Source organism: Pseudonocardia sp. CA-107938, from assembly GCF_050936315.1.
Lineage (GTDB): Bacteria > Actinomycetota > Actinomycetes > Mycobacteriales > Pseudonocardiaceae > Pseudonocardia.
In genome coordinates, this window is record NZ_JBNJNA010000001.1 from 795,897 (window position 1) to 811,987 (window position 16,091).

Genomic DNA, 16,091 nt, shown 5'->3' on the forward strand with positions numbered 1-16,091 from the left:
CGCTGTGTGACGTCGCCCTGTCACGCGTTCCTGACCGCCGCCGCCTCGCCCAGGTCCAGCAGCTCCACGCTCTTCTCCCGCATCTCCACCTTGCGGACCTTGCCGGTGACCGTCATGGGGAACTCGTCGACGATCACCACGTACCGCGGGATCTTGTAGTGGGCGAGCTTGCCGGTGGCGAACTCCTTCACCGCGGCCGCATCCAGCGGAGCGGCGCCCTCGCGCAGCTTGATCCAGGCGCACAGCTCCTCGCCGTACTTGGCATCCGGGACGCCGATGACCTGCGCGTCGAGCACATCGGGGTGGGTGTAGAGGAACTCCTCGATCTCGCGCGGATACACGTTCTCCCCGCCGCGGATGACCATGTCCTTGATGCGGCCGGTGATGTTGACGTAGCCGTCGGCGTCCATCGTGCCGAGGTCGCCGGTGTGCATCCAGCGGGCCCGGTCGATCGACTCCGCGGTCTTCTCCGGCTCCTCCCAGTAGCCGAGCATCACCGAGTAGCCGCGGGTGCACAGCTCGCCGGGTTCGCCGCGGGGCACGGTCAGCCCGGTCTCCGGGTCGACGATCTTGACTTCGACGTGCGGCATGACCCGCCCGACCGTCGACACGCGCAGCTCCAGGGGGTCGTCGGCGCCGGTCTGGGTGGAGACGGGCGAGGTCTCCGTCATGCCGTAGCAGATCGTGACCTCCTCCATGCCCATCCGCGCGACGACCTGCTTCATCACCTCGACGGGGCACGGCGAGCCGGCCATGATCCCGGTGCGCAGGCTGGACAGGTCGTAGGACTCGAAGTCGGGGTCGTTCAGCTCGGCGATGAACATCGTCGGCACCCCGTAGAGCGACGTGCAGCGCTCCTGCGCGACGGCCGTGAGGGTGGCCTTCGGGTCGAAACCCTGCCCGGGGATGACCATGGTGGCGCCCACCGAGGTGCACGCGAGGTTGCCCATCACCATGCCGAAGCAGTGGTAGAAGGGCACCGGGATGCACACCCGGTCCTCCGGCGTGTAGCCGCAGCCGCGGCCCACGAAGTAGCCGTTGTTGAGGATGTTGTGGTGGGAGAGCGTCGCGCCCTTGGGGAAGCCCGTGGTGCCGGACGTGTACTGGATGTTGATCGGGTCGTCGGGCGAGAGCTCGGCCTGCACGCGCGCCAGCTCGGCAGCATCGCCGTCGGCCCCGGCCAGCTCGTCCCACTCCGGGCTGCCGATGAAGACGACCCTGCGCAGGTTCGCGCACCGCGGCCGGACGTCGGCGACCATGGCCGCGTAGTCGGACGTCTTGAAGCTGGTCGCCGACACCAGCAGCGAGATGCCGGCCTGGTTGAGCACGTACTCCAGCTCGTGCGTGCGGTACGCCGGGTTGATGTTGACGAGGATCGCGCCGATCTTCGCCGTCGCGTACTGGGTGAGCGTCCACTCGGCCACGTTCGGCGCCCAGATCCCGACCCGGTCGCCCTTGGCGACGCCGTCGGCGAGCAGGCCGTGCGCCAGCTGGTCGACGGCGGCTCGTAGCTGCGTGTACGTCCAGCGCCTGCCAGTCGGCACCTCGACGAGCGCCTCGCGGTCGGGGTGGGCGGCGACCGTGCGGTCGAAGTTGTCGCCGATCGTGTCGCCCAGCAGGGGCACGTCGGACACACCGGACGCGTAGGACGGGACTGCTGGTGCGGACACGCCTCTCACCTCTCGTCGGCGATGACAAGGACCCCAACCTCCCACCGGCCGTGATCGCCCACCACCTCCCTTTGGGTGGGCGGCCCGAAAAACGTCTCCCACCAGCCGATACGCTCTGCACATGCACGATCCACGCGTCCTGCTCGATCCCGCAACCGATGCCGTGCGCAAGCTCGCGCGGCGTGGCTTCGTCCTCGACGTCGCCTCCGTGGAGTCGCTGCTGGCCGCGCGGAACTCCGCGATCCAGCGGGGTGATGCGGCCCGGGCGGAGGGCAAGCAGGTCGCGGCCGCCGTCAAGGGGGCGAGCACCGAGGAGCGGCCGGCGCTGGTCGAGCGGGCCCGCGAGCTGAAGGCCACCGCGGCCGCCGAGGACGAGGCGCAGCAGGCCGCCGAGAAGCAGCTGAACGACCTGCTGCTGGGCATCCCCAACCTCCCCCTCGACGAGCTGCCCGACGGCGCCACCGACGCCGACGCCGAGCTGGTGCGGGTGTGGGGCGAGCAGCCCACCTACGACTTCACCCCGCTCGACCACGTCGACCTCGGCGAGCGGCTCGACGTGCTCGACCTGCCCCGCGCGGTGAAGCTGTCGGGTCCGCGGTTCTCGGTTCTGCGCGGCCAGGGCGCCAAGCTGCACCGCGCGCTCGGCCAGTACTTCCTGGCCTGCGCGGAGGAGCACGGCTACACCGAGGTCGTGGTGCCGACGCTGGTCAACGCGACCACGATGACGGGCACCGGCCAGCTGCCGAAGTTCGAGGAAGACCTGTTCAAGACCGGCGTGGGCGACCGTGACCTGTACCTGATCCCGACGGCCGAGGTGCCCGTCACCAACCTGCACGCCAAGGAGACGCTGGCGCTGGAGGAGCTGCCGCTGGCCTACACGGCGCTCACGCAGTGCTTCCGCTCGGAGGCGGGCTCGTACGGCCGCGACACCCGCGGGCTGATCCGCCAGCACGAGTTCACGAAGGTGGAACTGGTGCGGTTCGTCGACCCGGCGCGTTCGCGCGAGGAGCTGGAGGTGCTGCTCGGGCACGCCGAGGCGGTGCTGCGCGGGCTGGGGCTGCACCACCGCGTCGTCAAGCTCGCCGCCGGCGACATCGGGTTCTCGTCGCAGATCACCTACGACATCGAGGTGTGGCTCCCCGGCCAGCAGGCCTACCGCGAGATCGCCTCGGCGTCCGACTTCGGCACGTTCCAGGCCCGCCGCGCCGGCATCCGCACCAAGGCCAAGGACGGGTCGCGCGGGTTCGCCGCCACGCTCAACAGCTCGGGACTGCCCCTCGGGCGCACGCTCGTCGCGATCCTGGAGCAGAACCAGCAGGCCGACGGTTCCGTGCGGATCCCGGACGCGCTCGTGCACTGGACGGGCTTCAGCGAGCTGAAGCCCTCCTGAGCGACGGTGCTCTGCCGCTCGTCCGCCCGTCGGCTCGGCGGGCGGACGGGCGGTTCGGCGAGCGGCACCTGAGAGCCCGACTGAGCCGAACAGCCGTATCGGCACGGACGACCGGAGGCATTCGGGACCGCTCGTCGCGACGGTGACCGGTGTCCGGGCACCGTTCGCGAGCCTGGTCTCTCAGGTTCGACAACCGTGATCGTTTGACGTGATTCCTTGTGCGGCATGACTTCCCCGCACCACCGGGCAGCCGTCGACCGCGTCGGACAGCGCGCCGCCGGCCGCCGCCGGATCATCGGCGCCACCGCGGCGACCGCAGCCGGAGGCGCGGCGCTCGCCGTCGCGTTCGGCACGGTCTTCGCCCAAGGCGCCGCCGCCGACACCGCCGCGCCCGCGGCGAAGCCGCCGGCGACCGAGCAGTGGACCGCGCCGGCGGCCGCGGTGCAGGTCAAGCCCGCCGCGCCGACCGCGACGCCCAAGGCAGCCCCGAAGCCGGCGGCCAAGCCCACCACCACTGCGCCGGCCCCGCCGCCCGCCCCGCCGGCCGCCGCTCCCCACGACGAGACCCCGGCCGGCTCGACGGGCGGGTCGTGACCACGCCCGTCGCCCGGCCGGCCGACCGCGTCGTCGTCCCCGCGCTCGGCACGACCGCCCTGCTCGCCGTCACCGACCCGGCCGCGCTCCCCACGGCCGAGGTCGTGCTGCGCAGCGAGCTCGCCGCGATCGACGCTGCGTGCAGCCGCTTCCGCCCCGACTCGGAGATCTCCCGGCTGCACGAGCAGGCCGGCCGGGCGGTGCCGGTCGGGCCGCTGCTGGCGGAGGCGCTGGCCGTGGCGCTGCAGGCCGCCGAGCGCACGGGCGGGCTCGTCGACCCGACGGTCGGCGCGGCCGTCCGCGGGCTCGGCTACGACCGCACCTTCGCCGAGCTCGACCTCGACGAGCCCACTCCGGCCGCCCCCGCCGTGCCCGCGCCCGGCTGGTGGCGGGTGAGCCTGGAACCGGTGACCCGCACCGTCCTGCTCCCCCGCGGTGTCGAGCTCGACCTCGGCGCGACGGCGAAGGCGCTGGCCGCCGACCGCATCGCCGCGAGCGTCGCGTTCGCGACGGGCTCCGGCGTGCTCGTCAGCCTCGGCGGGGACGCCGCCGTCGCCGGCCCCGCGCCCCACGGCGGCTGGCCCCTCGCCGTCGGCGACGACCACGAGCGGGCGCTCACCAGCCCCGACGCCGTCGTCACGATCGCCGCGGGCGGGCTCGCCAGCTCGGGCACGACCCGCCGGGCATGGCGGCGCGCCGGCCGCGACCTGCACCACATCGTCGACCCGCGCACGGGCGACGTCGCTCCCCCGCACTGGCGGACGGTCACCGTCGCCGCCGCCGACTGCGTCGACGCCAACACCGCGTCGACCGCAGCGATCGTCCTGGGCCCGGACGCCCCCGGCTGGCTCGCCGAGCGCGAGCTGCCGGCCCGACTCGTCGCCGCCGACGGTGCCGTCACCACCGTCGCCGGGTTCCCGGAAGGAAGGTAGAAGCCCAGATGGACCAGGCGCTCTGGTTCGCCAGCCGCGGCACCGGCCTGGTGTCGCTGATCCTGCTCACCGGCACGGTGGTGCTCGGCGGCGCGCACGCCGGCCGGGCCGCCTGGGCGCGCTGGCCGCGGTTCACCGTGCACGCCGTGCACCGCAACCTCGCGCTGCTCGCCGTGGCGTTCCTCGCCGTGCACATCGGCACCGCCATCGCCGACTCGTACGCCGGCATCCGCGTGATCGACGCGTTCGTGCCGTTCGTGTCGTCGTGGAAGCCGTTCTACCTGGGGCTGGGCGCGATCGCGCTGGACCTGATGGTCGCCGTGATCGTCACGAGCGCGCTGCGCACACGGCTGCCGCTGAACGTCTGGCAGTGGGTGCACCGCGCCGCGTACGCGATGTGGCCGGTCGCCGTCGTCCACGGACTCGGCGCAGGTGGCAAGGACTCCAACCTGCTCTGGGTGCAGGTGATCAACGTGCTGTGCGTGGCCGCCGTCGCCGTGACGGGCTGGCAGCGCCTCGCGCAGCGCCGCCGACCGGTGCCGGTGCCGCAGCCGCGGCGGACCCGAGCCCGGGCAGGTGTGCGATGACGCAGGTCACCGGCTCGATGGTGGCCGCCGACGCGCTCGTCTCCGGCCCGCTCTCGACGATCACCCCGCTGCACGACCACCCCATCCCGCATGCCGAGGTCGTCCGGCTGCTCGCCGCGTGGATCGACGACGGCCGCGCCGACACGCTCCGCGAGCACGAGCAGCGCTACGGGCGGCTGCCGCTCGTCGGTACGGGCGGCGGGGTGGGCCGGCACCTGCTCATCGACTCGGTGCGCCGCGCCGGGCTGCGCGGCCGCGGCGGCGCCGGGTTCCCGACGGCCGACAAGCTCGCCGCCGTCGCCGCGACGAAGGGCCGTGCCGTCGTCGTCGCCAACGGTTGCGAGGGCGACCCCACCAGCTCCAAGGACCACACGCTGCTGCAGCTCTCCCCGCACCTCGTCCTCGACGGGATCGCGCTGGCCGCCTACGCCCTCGACGCCGACGACACCGTGCTGTGCGTGCACCGCGACAGCCCAGCGCTCGAACCGGTGCGGGCTGCGCTCGCCGAGCGGCGCGACCCCGTCCCCGTCACGGTGGTGGAGGTGCCGCACCGCTACACCGCGAGCGAGAGCTCCGCGCTGGTCAACTTCCTCACCACCGGCGCGGCGCTGCCCACCACCGGCCCGCGCGCCGCCGAACGCGGCGTCAAGGGTCGTCCGACGCTCGTCGACAACGTGGAGACGCTCGCCCACCTCGCGCTCATCGCCCGGTACGGCGACGAGTGGTACCGCGAGGCGGGCACCGAGTCGTCGCCGGGCAGCACGCTGCTCACCGTGGGCGGGGCGGTCACCTGGCCCGGGGTCTACGAGGTCGAGTTCGGCATCCCGATCAGCGATGCGCTGGAGCTCGCCGGCGGGGAGAGCGAGTCGCTGCAGGCCGTCGCCGTCGGCGGGCTGGGCGGCACCTGGTTGCCGATGGCGCTCGCCGCCGAGCTGCCGCTGACCCATGAGACGTGCGCAGAGCTGGGCATCCCGCTGGGCGTCGCGTCGCTCGTCGCGCTGCCGGCGCAGGCGTGCGGCATCGCCGAGACCGCGCGCGTCCTGCGCTACCTCGCCGACCAGTCCGCCGGGCAGTGCGGGCCGTGCATGTTCGGGCTGCCCGCGGTGGCCGCCGACCTCGCCGACCTCGCCGCGGGCCGGCGCGACCGCGACCTGCTGCCCCGGCTCTGCCGGCGGCTCGGCGTCATCCCCGGCCGCGGCGCGTGCTCGCACCCGGACGCCGCCGTCCGGTTCGCGGCCAGTGCCCTGAGCACGTTCGCCGAGGACGCGGCCGAGCACGCCAAGGGCCGGCCCTGCGCGTGGGCGCAGCAACCGTCGTGGACGACGCTGCCGGAGGGAGTCGCGTGAGCCGCTACACCGGACCGTCGGTCGCGATCGACCCGATCGCCTGCACCGCGCACGGGCTGTGCGCCGAGCTGCTGCCGGAGATCGTCGAGCTCGACGAGTGGGGCTACCCGATCATGATCGACGGGCCGGTGCCGCCGGCGCTGCGGGCACAGGCGCGGGCCGCGGCGACGGCCTGCCCAACGCTCGCGTTGAAGATCTCGCGGGGGTAGCAGCTCGCCCGGGCACCCCGCCAGGCCACCACCCGGTCGGGGCGGACCAGCACCGCCTCGCCGTCCGCCAGCCACGGCACGTCCACCCGGTGGACGGGCACGTCCGACGGCCACTCGCCGTCCCCGGCGACCAGGAGCGCCCAGCCGGGTCCGACCAGGTCCAGCGTCGAGCGGCCGTCGGGCAGCCACGCGTGCGGCACCCGCACGCCGACGCGTCCGGCGGGGGCGAACTCGGTCACCGGTTCCGGTTCGGTGACGCCGGGCAGCGGGTACTGCAGCCCGCCCGTGGCCAGCACGAACGGGTGCACCTCGCCCGTGCCGCGCATCCGCCGGACCGACTCCTCCGCCACGAGCGTCGCGACGGGCCGGCGTTCGGCGTCGTAGCTGTCGAGCAGCTCGGGCGCAGCCTCCGCGCGCAGCACCGCGGCGAGCTTCCAGCCGAGGTTGGCGACGTCGGCGATGCCGGTGTTGGCCCCGGCTGCGGCCCATGGCGGCATGACGTGCGCGGCGTCGCCGGCCAGGAACACCCGTCCGTCGGCGAACCGCTCGGCGACGCGCATCTCCGGCTGCCACTCCATGACCGAGAGCAGCTCCAGCTCCGGCGCCGGCACGCCGAGCGCGGTGCGCAGGTAGGCGGGCCAGTCGGCGTCGCGCGCGGTGGTCATGAGCAGCCACCGCCCGGCGCCGATGGACGCGATCGTGCCGGGCGCGTCGGGGTGCTCGATGGTGCACAGGTTGAACTCGCGGCCGCGCAGCAGCTCGGTGAGGTCGGCGCGGAAGTAGACGTTGACGATGCGGTCGCCGAGATCCCCTGCGCCGGTGCGCGTGATGCCGAGCGCCTCGCGGATCGGGCTGCGCGACCCGTCCGCCGCGATCACGTACTCGGCCCGCAGGTCGCCGTCCGGCAGCGGGACGGTGACGCCGTCGGTGTCCTGCCGCGGGATGCCCGCGCGAGTGCCGAACCGCACGTCGGCCCCGGCCTCGACGGCGGCGGCGCGCAGCACCGGCTCCAGCACGTCCTGCGCGACGAGGACGGGCTGCTCGGGGCTGATCTCGGGCACGTCGCCGGTGAGCCAGGCGGGCGCGGGCAGCCACGCCGACTCGGCGAGCGTGCGGCCGCTCGACATGCGGTGGTGCGGCGACAGCTCGCGGGCGGCGTCGGCGACGCGGTTGGCGAGCCCGAGCTCGCGGAACACCTCCATCGTCGAGACCTGGAAGCGCCGCGCCTTGGGCTGCGGCGAGGTGCCCCGGTGCTTCTCGACGACGGCGACGTCGAGCCCGTGGTGACGCAGGACGAGCGCCGCGGTGAGCCCGGTGAGACCACCGCCGACGACCACCACCGATGTACGTTGTACACGCATATGTACGTTGTACACGGCCGGCTAGGATCGAGCAATGCAGTCCCACGGAGTCGTGTGGTTCGACGAGCCAGGGCCGCCCACCGGACGCCTGTCCCGCGAGCGGATCGTGGCGGCGGCGATCGAGCTCGCCGACGCCGACGTGCGCGGCGAGATCACCATGCGCGCCGTCGCGGCCCGGCTCGGCTCCAGCACGCCGATGTCGCTCTACCGCTACGTCGGCAGCAAGGACGGCCTGACCGATCTCATGCTCGACCGGGTCACGGCCGAGATCACCGTCCCCGCCGAAGGCACCTGGCAGGAGCGGCTGCGCGGGCTCGCACTCTCCGCGCGCGCGGCCGTGCAGCGGCATCCGTGGTTCGCCCGGCTCACGTTCAGCCGGCCACCGCTCGGTCCGCACTCGCTCGCGATGTTCGACGACGCGCTGGCCGCGCTCGAACCGCTCGACCTCGACGCTCCCACCCGCATGGGCTTCGTCTCGACGGTGCTCGGGCACGTCTACGCCACCGGGCTCGCCGAGCTGGAGGAGGCGGCGATGCGCCACCGCATCGGCGTCACCGACGAGGCCCAGCTCGCCGCGGCCGCCGAGCCCTACCACCGGCGGATCGCCGAGCAGGGCAGCTACCCGCACTACATCCGCTGGTCACAGGACCCGCAGCGGATGCAGCCGCCGCCGTTCGGGTTCGAGGAGACCCTCGACTGGCTGATCGCCGGGCTCAGCTCGGTGGCGGCACGCTGAGCCGCAACGCCGTCCAGGTCTCCTCCGGGGTACCGCCCGCCGGGACGGCGACGTGCGCGCGGCCTGCCGCGAACGCGAGCACGCGGTCGTAGAGGGCGCCGATCTCCTCGAGATCGGGCTCGGGCGCCTGCCCGTGGACGGGATCGACGCCGTCCCGCCACCGCTGCGCGTAGCGCCGCAGCGACTCCGCGCGGGGCAGCGTCAGCACGACCTCCACGTAGCCGTCCCCGGCGAGTGCGGCGAGGCGGTCGGGGAACTCCGGGCGGGCCAGCAGCTGCGGGACGACCACGTCGTGGCCCTCCGCGAGGTGCGATGCCGCGGTCGCCGCGGCGATGTCCCGGGCCGCACGCCCGGCGGCCTGCGGATCCGCCCGCCAGTCGCCGAGCTGCTCCCGCACGACGTCGACGTCGATGGCCAGAGCAGCCGGATGCGTCTCGACCCACCGGCGGGCCAGCGTGGACTTGCCCGCTGCGGGTGGACCGTTGATCACGATGAGGCGCGGCACGACGGCATGGTCGCACCCCCGCTGCGACCCTGCCGCCGTGCCGTTCAGGACCGGTGACCGGCCCGTACGCGACGGGCGACGAGCGTGGCGATCCCCCCGGCCGCCACGAACCCGCCCACGCAGAAGAACAAGGGTGCGACCATGCCCGGGTCCGCCAGCGCCGGATCGCGGTGGTCCGACGCGCATCCGCGCTCCGGGAGGGCACCGGCCGAGCAGCCCGGTGCGGCGCCCTCCCCCAGCAGGAGCAGCCAGAACCCGAGGCCGATGATCGCGATCCCGACGCCGATCACGATGCGCGCCACCGTCGCCACGGGCTCGAGCGCCATGACCGGCACTACGACCGGCCGCAGGCCCCGCGGCCCGGCCTGCAGCCGCCGCCGGTCCCCCCGCCGCCCCCGCCGCCGCTGCCGCCGCAGGCGATGACGAGGGAACCGGTGGGCCGGTCCGCCCCGAGCGGCTGGACGTGCGCCACCGGTGCGACGTTGCCGTCGTCGCGGCAGATCGCGACCGTCGCCGATCCGGTCGGTGCGGGTTGCAGTCCCTGGACCAGCCAGGGCGCCACCAGCACTGCCGTGGCGGCTGCGTAGGCGAGCAGGCGTCTCATCGGGTCCTCCGTGCGGTCGGTGCCTGTTGCCGATCGATCGTGACCGGCGCGGGCCGGCACGGCGTCGGACCACGGGAGGACTTCGCGGGTCCTACCGCGGTCGGACGCGCCGGCGGCCCGGCTGCGCGAAGCTCGGGCGATGACCGCACCCCGCGCGCCGCGGCAGGCCGTGATCGACGCGGTGGCTACGCTGCGGACGGCGGTCGGCACCGGTGGGACCACCGCACCGACTCCGGGGGGACTCGCGGTGGACACGCACACGCAGGCCGGTCCCGACCGGCGCGATCGCCGGCTGCTGGTGGACGTGCTGCTCGCCGTCGGCGGCTGCGTGCTCGACCTCGTCGCGTTCTCCACGCTGGTCGCGGGGACGTTGCCGGGCTGGCTCATCGGGTACGCGGTGGTGGGTTTCGCGGCGCTGCTGTGGCGGCGCCGCTTCCCGCGGACCGTCTTCGCGATCCTGTGGCTGCACACGCTCTACGCGTCGACGTTCACCGACACCTACGGGCCGGTCGTCGGCATCGCGATCGCCGTCTTCACGGTCGCCGAGCTCTGCTCCGCGCGCACCGCGCTCGGCGCACTGGTGCTGACGTTGATCCCGATCGGTGTCATCGCCGCGGCGGAGTCCGCGGGTGTAGCGCCTGCGCTGGCGGTCAGCGCGGCGGTCGCGTCGTTCACGATCCTGTCGATGGTCGACGTCGGCGCCTGGGCACTGGGCCGCTGGTCCCGGGCGCACCGGGCCGAGCTGGCACTGGCGCAGGAACAGCGGCGCGCCGAGGCCGCGCGGGCGGTGGCGGCCGAGCGGGTCGCGATCGCGCGCGACCTGCACGACGTCGTGTCGCACTCCGTCGGGGTGATGACGCTGCAGGCCGCGGGAGCGCGGACGGTCCTCGCAGCAGGCAAGGCCGAGCGCGCGACGCAGGCGTTGACCGACATCGAGGACGCCGGCGGGCGCGCGATGGTCGAGCTGCGCCGGATGCTCGACATCCTGCGCGCACCCGGCGCCGAGGAGCCTGGTGACCGCCGTGCGCACCCGACGCTGGGCGATCTCGAGGCGCTCGTCGACGAGGTGCGCGCATCCGGCGTCCCGGCCCGGATGGCGGTCGTCGGGCAGCCGCGGGAGCTGCGGGCCAGTTCCGAGCTGGCGATCTACCGGGTGGTGCAGGAAGCGCTGACCAACGTCCTCAAGCACGCCGGCCCCGGCACCCCCACCGTGGTGGAGCTGCAGTGGTCGGACGCCGGCCTCACCGTGCAGGTCAGCAACACCGCGCCGACGGGTCGCGGCAGCGGCAGCGGCAGCGGCTACGGCCTGATCGGCCTGCGGGAGCGGATGGAGTCCGTCGGCGGGACGCTCACCACCGCCGCCGAACCGGACGGCGGCTTCCGGGTCACGGCGACCGTCCCGCGCGAGTCGTGATCCGCATCGTCGTCGCCGACGACCAGCCGCTCATCCGCAGCGGGCTCGCGATGCTGCTCGACTCCGCCGACGACATCGAGATCGTGGCCGAGGCCGGCGACGGCGCCGAAGCGGTGGCGCGGGCCGCGGAGCTGCAGCCCGACCTGGTGCTGATGGACGTGCGGATGCCGGTCATGGACGGCGTCGAGGCCACCCGCCGGATCACCGCCGACGGGTTCGGCGCCGATCCCGACGCGCCGGTGAAGGTGCTGGTGCTGACCACGTACCACGTGGACGACACCGTCGTGGCCGCCCTGCGGGCAGGCGCGTCCGGGTTCATGCTGAAGGACGCGGCGCCGGCCGAGCTGCTGGCCGCCGTCCGCGCGGTCGCCGCCGGCGAGGCGTGGCTGCAGCCGGCGGTGGCGCGCGGCCTGCTCGCCGAGTTCGCCGCCCGGCCCGAGCCGCGGGCACCCGAACGGGCGCTGCTCGACCGGCTCACCCCGCGCGAGCAGGAAGTGCTCGTGCTCATCGCGGAGGGCCTCACCAACGGCGAGATCGCGGCGCGGCTCGTCGTCGGTGAGGTCACCGTCAAGACGCACGTCGGGCGGCTGCTCATGAAGCTCGAGCTGCGCGACCGGGTGCACGCCGTGATCGCGGCCTACGAGTACGGGCTCGTCGTGCCCGGGGTGCGGGCGGCGAACGGCGTCGACCGCCCGCCGCCCTGACCGGCTACTGCGTGCAGGCCCGCGTGATGTAGCACCAGCCGACCGGGTCCCCCGGGTCGGTGTTCGCCGCCAGCACCGCGCCCTGCTGCGGTGCGGCCGTGGTGGCCTGCAGCGTGGCCAGGGTGCCGAACACCGCCAGGCCGGCGATCAGCAGAGCCACCGACCGTCGTGCCGCATCCTCGATCATTCCGTCGTCCCCCCGGTCGTCCACACAGCGCGTTCCCTCTACAACGGTCATCGAGCCGGGTGGTCGGCCGTTACGGGATGATCAGGACTCGACCCGATCGGGTCCGGTCCTCCAGCGCCTCGTGCGCCTTCGCCGGCTCCGAGAGCGGGACGGTGACCGCGACCGCCGTGCGCAGCCGCCCGGCGGCGGTGTGCTCGGCGATCTCGGCCAGGTGCGCGCGGGCTTCGTCGGGGAACGCGGCACGGAACCCGAGCAGCCCGAACCCGGTGACCGACCGCAGCGCCAGCAGCTCCCGGACGGGCAGGTCCGGCAGCTCGTTGCCGGCCGCGCCGTAGACCACGAGCCGCCCGCGCGGTGCGATCAGTCCGAGGGTGGTCGCGGTGGTGGCGCCGCCGACGCTGTCGAGCGCGACGTCGATCCCGTCCGGCGCCGCGGCGCGCACCTGCTCGGCCCAGTCGGCGTCGGCAAGGCTGACGACGGTGTCGGCGCCGTGCGCCAGCACGAAGTCGCGCTTGGCCGCCGACCCGACCGTCGCGATCACCCGGCCGGCCCCCTCCAGCTTCGCGAGCTGAGTGGCGAGGTGCCCGATGTTGCCGGCGGCGGCGTGGACGAGCACCGTCTCGCCCGTCGCGACCTGCCCGGCGCGCAGCGCGAGCAGCGCCACCGGGCCGGGCATCGCGAGGTTGCTGGCCGGCGCCGCATCCACCCCGTCCGGGACGGGGGCGAGCCAGTCGGCGTCGGCGACGACGAGGTCGGCGTACGCGTCCGCCGCGACGAGCGCGGCTACGCGGCGCCCCGTCCACGACGGGTCGACGTCCGGTCCGACCTCCTCGACGGTGCCGACGACGTCGCCGTGTGGGCTGCCGGGCAGCGGCGGCTGGCCGAACGTGCTGGTGCCGGCCCGCATCGCGGTGTCGACGAAGCTGCCACCGATCACCTCGGTGCGGATCAGGACCTGCCCCTCGCCCGGGACGGGCGGCTCGACCTCCTCGACGGTGAGCACCTCGGGACCGCCGTACTCGTGATAGCGCACCCTGCGCATGACTCCCCATTCGTTGGTGGCGCCAATATTGGTGACGCCAACGCTAGCACGACCGTGGGTGCGACCAACGACATCGGTAGGATCGAACCGTGCACGGAGACGACGAGGGGTGCGGCCACGACGCCGACCGCGCCCCCGCACGCCTGCGCGGCACCGCGTTCTGGCTGCTCGGGCGCGCCGCCCTGATCGCGCAGAAGCGGACGAACGAGCGCCTCGTCGAGGCCGGCCTGCAGCGCGGCTTCTACGGCGTGCTCGCCACGCTCGTCGAGTTCGGGCCGGCGGCGCAGGCCGAGATCGGCCGGCGGCTGCGCATCGACCCCAGCGACATGGTCGCGATCGTCACCGCGCTCGTCGCCGAAGGCCTCGTCACCCGCGAACGCGACCCGGACGACCGCAGGCGCAACCTCGTCACCCCCACCCCCGCCGGCCGCGCCAAGCTCGACCACTTCGATGCCGCCATCGCCGCGGAGGAGGACGCACTGCTCGACCGGTTCACCCCCGCCGAGCGCGCGCAGCTGCTGGAGCTGCTGCACCGGCTGACCTGAGGTCGCAACGGGCCGTCGCGAGTTCCCCAACTCGCCGTCCCGAGAACCACGACTCGCGCGCGCGGTTTCCACGACTCGCCGACACGAGATCCACGACTCGCGGGCACGTGAACCACGACTCGCGGGCACGTGAACCACGACTCGCGCCACACCCGACGGTCACCACCCAGGCCCGCCCTCCCCCGCGAGTCGTGGTTTCGGCGCCGGCGAGTCGCGGTTCCGGCGCGCGCGAGTCGTGGTTTCAGTGCGCGCGAGTCGTGGTTCCGGTCCAGGCGAGTTGCCCGTCTCGGGACGGCGAGTTGGCCGGTTGCGGGGTGGGCGCGTCAGAGACCGCCGGTGTTGAGCAGCAGGTTCGGTGTGCCGCCGACGCTGCCGCCCTGGACCACCCCCGGTACGGCGTGCTGGAGGATCCACGTCGACACCGTCGCGCTGGGCAAGTCGCCGTACGTCTGCTTCAGCAGCGCCGCCACGCCGGCGACGTGCGGTGCGGCCATCGAGGTGCCTGTATAGGACGCGGTGTCGCCGCCCGGCACCGTCGAGACGATGCGGGTGCCGGGTGCGTAGAGGTCCACGCAGGCGCCGGTGGAGGAGGTCTCGTTGCGCTCGTCGTCGACCGTGGAGTTGGCCACCACCATGACGCCGCGGACGGCGCGTGGAGCAGCCGTGCAGTCGTCGGCGCCGGTGTTGCCGGCTGACGCTGCGACGAACACCCCCTGCGTGACCAGCGACGACACCGCCGACAGCAGCACGTCGGACGCCCCGTAGCTCCACGACATCACCGCCACCGAGGGGCCCTGCGCGTGCTGGGCGACGTAGTCGACGCCCGACAGCAGCGACGACAGCGTGCCCGAGCCGGAGCAGTCGAGCACCTTCACCGACCGCACGGTCGCACGCTTCGCCACCCCGTAGTCGCGGGAGGCGGCGATGCCGGCGACGACGGTGCCGTGGCCGTCGCAGTCGTCGGTGCGGTTGTCGATCGTGTCCGCGGCGAACGACGCCCGGCCCTCGAACTCGGGGTGGGTGACGTCCACGCCGGTGTCGAGCACCCAGACGGTCACGCCGGCGCCGGTCGCGCGCGTGGTGTAGCGGCCGTCGAGCGGGAGGTTGCGCTGGTCGATGCGGTCGAGGCCCCAGTTCTGCGGGTCGTCCTGGACGGCCTCGGTGCGCGCGGTCGCGCGCGGGTCGACCAGCGCGACCCGCCGGTCCTCCTCGACGCCGACGACCCCGGGCCGGGTCCGCAGCTGCGCGGCCTGCTGCGGGGTGAGCTGCGCGGCGAAGCCGGCGAACGACCGGCGGTACGTCGCCGTCGGCACCGCCCCGACGGCGGTCGCCGCAGCGTCGGCCGAAGCGGCGGTGTCGGCGTGCACGACGTACCCCGTGAGGGGTGCGGCGGCCGCCTCGCCGGCCCCGGCGAGGCCCGCCAGGATCTGGAGCGCGATCACCACGGGGGCGAACCGCACGACGAGCCGCATCACGGGGAGCGACGCTACGGAGCTGTGACGGGCGGGAACAGAGACACGATCGTGGCTGGTGTGACGTGAGTGAACGATGGGGTGACAGGGCGTGCTCCCGCTTGACGAGCCGGGCGCCGGGGTTTGCGGTGATCAAGGGCAAAAGGTCGCCGTTCAAGATCAACCAACGACCTTTTGCCCTTGATCACCGAACCCTGCCGGGCCGCGCCGCTCACCGCGCCGGGTACACCGCCGTCTCCGCGGCCTTCACCGCGAACCACAGCTGCGTGCCGGGTTCCGCGCCCAGGTCGGCCACGGCGGCTGGGGTGACGTCGGCGGCCAGGCCGTCCAGCCACGCCGGGGCGCCGGGCGGTGCCGCGGCGCGCAGCCGCACCACGTCCTCGCGCGGTTCGATCGCGGCCAGGAGCACGCGGAAGACGTTGCGGGGGCTGCCCTTCGGTTCCTCCGCGAACACCGCCACGGCGGACGGCGGGAAGACGGCCACCGCTGGTTCACCGGCAGCCACCCCGTCCACGCGGCCCGCGACGGACGTGCCGTCGGCGGTGCGCAGGCCGTCGACCGCGGCGACGCCGGGCACCAGGTCGAGCCCTGCGATCCGCGCCGTGAACGCGCTGCGCGGCCGCGCGAGCACCTCCCGGGTCGGGCCCTGCTCGACGACCCGGCCGTCGGTCAGCACGACGACCCGGTCCGCCAGCACCAGCGCGTCCAACGCCGAGTGGGTGACGAGCAGCGCGGTCTGCTGCTCGTCGCGCACCATGCGCCGCAGCAGGGACCGCATCGCAGGGGCCGCGTC

The 16,091-nt window shown here is 74.2% G+C and carries 19 protein-coding genes; 10 read left to right on the forward strand and 9 right to left on the reverse strand.

The genetic code is table 11. The annotated features are described in order from the left end of the window. Window positions 1-20 precede the first annotated feature (20 nt). Window positions 21-1,670 (reverse strand): AMP-binding protein, encoded by a 1,650-nt coding sequence (locus tag ACQEVB_RS04045; protein WP_432965141.1) that lies wholly within the window; start codon window positions 1,668-1,670, stop codon window positions 21-23. 121 nt (window positions 1,671-1,791) lie between these two features. Between ACQEVB_RS04045 and serS the strand changes: the two genes are divergently transcribed. The 6 genes from serS (at window position 1,792) to ACQEVB_RS04075 (ending at window position 6,728) form a co-directional block, all read left to right on the forward strand. Then, window positions 1,792-3,060 carry a serine--tRNA ligase gene (gene serS / locus ACQEVB_RS04050; protein ID WP_432965143.1) on the forward strand — a complete coding sequence of 423 codons (1,269 nt, stop codon included), beginning with the start codon at window positions 1,792-1,794 and terminating at the stop codon, window positions 3,058-3,060. 225 nt (window positions 3,061-3,285) lie between these two features. Further along, window positions 3,286-3,654: a hypothetical protein gene (locus tag ACQEVB_RS04055; protein ID WP_432965146.1), complete on the forward strand. Its 369-nt coding sequence runs from the start codon at window positions 3,286-3,288 to the stop codon at window positions 3,652-3,654. Further along, window positions 3,651-4,586, forward strand: coding sequence for an FAD:protein FMN transferase (locus tag ACQEVB_RS04060; RefSeq protein WP_432965149.1), 936 nt, complete (start codon window positions 3,651-3,653; stop codon window positions 4,584-4,586). The genes ACQEVB_RS04055 and ACQEVB_RS04060 overlap by 4 nt, the downstream gene beginning before the upstream one ends. A gap of 8 nt (window positions 4,587-4,594) precedes the next feature. After that, entirely contained in the window at window positions 4,595-5,173 is a 579-nt protein-coding gene (locus ACQEVB_RS04065; protein WP_432965152.1) for a ferric reductase-like transmembrane domain-containing protein, read from the forward strand. After that, window positions 5,170-6,519 (forward strand): NADH-ubiquinone oxidoreductase-F iron-sulfur binding region domain-containing protein, encoded by a 1,350-nt coding sequence (locus ACQEVB_RS04070; RefSeq protein ID WP_432965155.1) that lies wholly within the window; start codon window positions 5,170-5,172, stop codon window positions 6,517-6,519. The genes ACQEVB_RS04065 and ACQEVB_RS04070 overlap by 4 nt, the downstream gene beginning before the upstream one ends. After that, window positions 6,489-6,728, forward strand: coding sequence for a ferredoxin (locus tag ACQEVB_RS04075; RefSeq protein ID WP_432965158.1), 240 nt, complete (start codon window positions 6,489-6,491; stop codon window positions 6,726-6,728). Before ACQEVB_RS04070 ends, ACQEVB_RS04075 begins: the two co-directional genes overlap by 31 nt. Here the strand turns inward: ACQEVB_RS04075 and ACQEVB_RS04080 are convergent. After that, on the reverse strand, window positions 6,623-8,068 hold the full coding sequence (locus tag ACQEVB_RS04080) for an FAD-dependent monooxygenase (protein ID WP_432965161.1): 1,446 nt from the start codon (window positions 8,066-8,068) through the stop codon (window positions 6,623-6,625). The two genes, ACQEVB_RS04075 and ACQEVB_RS04080, sit on opposite strands and share 106 nt — an antisense overlap. Before the next feature lie 55 nt (window positions 8,069-8,123). Here ACQEVB_RS04080 and ACQEVB_RS04085 point away from each other — a divergent pair, with 55 nt between their 5' ends. Further along, the gene (locus ACQEVB_RS04085) at window positions 8,124-8,825 is read left to right on the forward strand and encodes a TetR/AcrR family transcriptional regulator C-terminal domain-containing protein (RefSeq protein WP_432965164.1); all 702 of its coding nucleotides are present in this window, start codon (window positions 8,124-8,126) and stop codon (window positions 8,823-8,825) included. On the opposite strand, the gene ACQEVB_RS04090 is transcribed toward ACQEVB_RS04085, so the two are convergent. Genes ACQEVB_RS04090 through ACQEVB_RS04100 form a run of 3 tightly spaced genes read right to left on the reverse strand, consistent with a single transcriptional unit; the run spans window position 8,803 to window position 9,934 of the window. Beyond that, on the reverse strand, window positions 8,803-9,330 hold the full coding sequence (locus ACQEVB_RS04090) for an AAA family ATPase (protein WP_432965167.1): 528 nt from the start codon (window positions 9,328-9,330) through the stop codon (window positions 8,803-8,805). The genes ACQEVB_RS04085 and ACQEVB_RS04090 overlap by 23 nt on opposite strands. A 44-nt stretch (window positions 9,331-9,374) precedes the next feature. After that, entirely contained in the window at window positions 9,375-9,656 is a 282-nt protein-coding gene (locus tag ACQEVB_RS04095; RefSeq protein WP_432965170.1) for a hypothetical protein, read from the reverse strand. A gap of 8 nt (window positions 9,657-9,664) precedes the next feature. Beyond that, window positions 9,665-9,934, reverse strand: a complete 270-nt coding sequence (locus ACQEVB_RS04100) for a hypothetical protein (RefSeq protein ID WP_432965173.1) — start codon at window positions 9,932-9,934, stop codon at window positions 9,665-9,667. A gap of 139 nt (window positions 9,935-10,073) precedes the next feature. Here ACQEVB_RS04100 and ACQEVB_RS04105 point away from each other — a divergent pair, with 139 nt between their 5' ends. Beyond that, window positions 10,074-11,348, forward strand: a complete 1,275-nt coding sequence (locus ACQEVB_RS04105) for a sensor histidine kinase (protein WP_432965176.1) — start codon at window positions 10,074-10,076, stop codon at window positions 11,346-11,348. After that, window positions 11,345-12,052, forward strand: coding sequence for a response regulator (locus ACQEVB_RS04110; RefSeq protein WP_432965179.1), 708 nt, complete (start codon window positions 11,345-11,347; stop codon window positions 12,050-12,052). The genes ACQEVB_RS04105 and ACQEVB_RS04110 overlap by 4 nt, the downstream gene beginning before the upstream one ends. 4 nt (window positions 12,053-12,056) lie before the next feature. On the opposite strand, the gene ACQEVB_RS04115 is transcribed toward ACQEVB_RS04110, so the two are convergent. Continuing rightward, on the reverse strand, window positions 12,057-12,212 hold the full coding sequence (locus ACQEVB_RS04115; protein WP_432965182.1) for a hypothetical protein: 156 nt from the start codon (window positions 12,210-12,212) through the stop codon (window positions 12,057-12,059). A 97-nt stretch (window positions 12,213-12,309) separates the two neighbouring features. Then, window positions 12,310-13,281, reverse strand: a complete 972-nt coding sequence (locus tag ACQEVB_RS04120; protein ID WP_432965185.1) for a quinone oxidoreductase family protein — start codon at window positions 13,279-13,281, stop codon at window positions 12,310-12,312. An 89-nt stretch (window positions 13,282-13,370) separates the two neighbouring features. Between ACQEVB_RS04120 and ACQEVB_RS04125 the strand changes: the two genes are divergently transcribed. Beyond that, a complete protein-coding gene (locus ACQEVB_RS04125) occupies window positions 13,371-13,826 on the forward strand; it encodes a MarR family winged helix-turn-helix transcriptional regulator (RefSeq protein ID WP_432965188.1) in 456 nt (151 codons plus the stop codon). Between the two features lie 323 nt (window positions 13,827-14,149). Here the strand turns inward: ACQEVB_RS04125 and ACQEVB_RS04130 are convergent, their stop codons facing one another. Beyond that, complete coding sequence (locus tag ACQEVB_RS04130) at window positions 14,150-15,298, reverse strand: S8 family peptidase (RefSeq protein WP_432980125.1); 1,149 nt, start codon at window positions 15,296-15,298, stop codon at window positions 14,150-14,152. A 211-nt stretch (window positions 15,299-15,509) separates the two neighbouring features. Continuing rightward, on the reverse strand, window positions 15,510-16,076 hold the full coding sequence (locus ACQEVB_RS04135) for a TOBE domain-containing protein (protein ID WP_432980128.1): 567 nt from the start codon (window positions 16,074-16,076) through the stop codon (window positions 15,510-15,512). Between the last annotated feature and the right edge of the window lie 15 nt (window positions 16,077-16,091).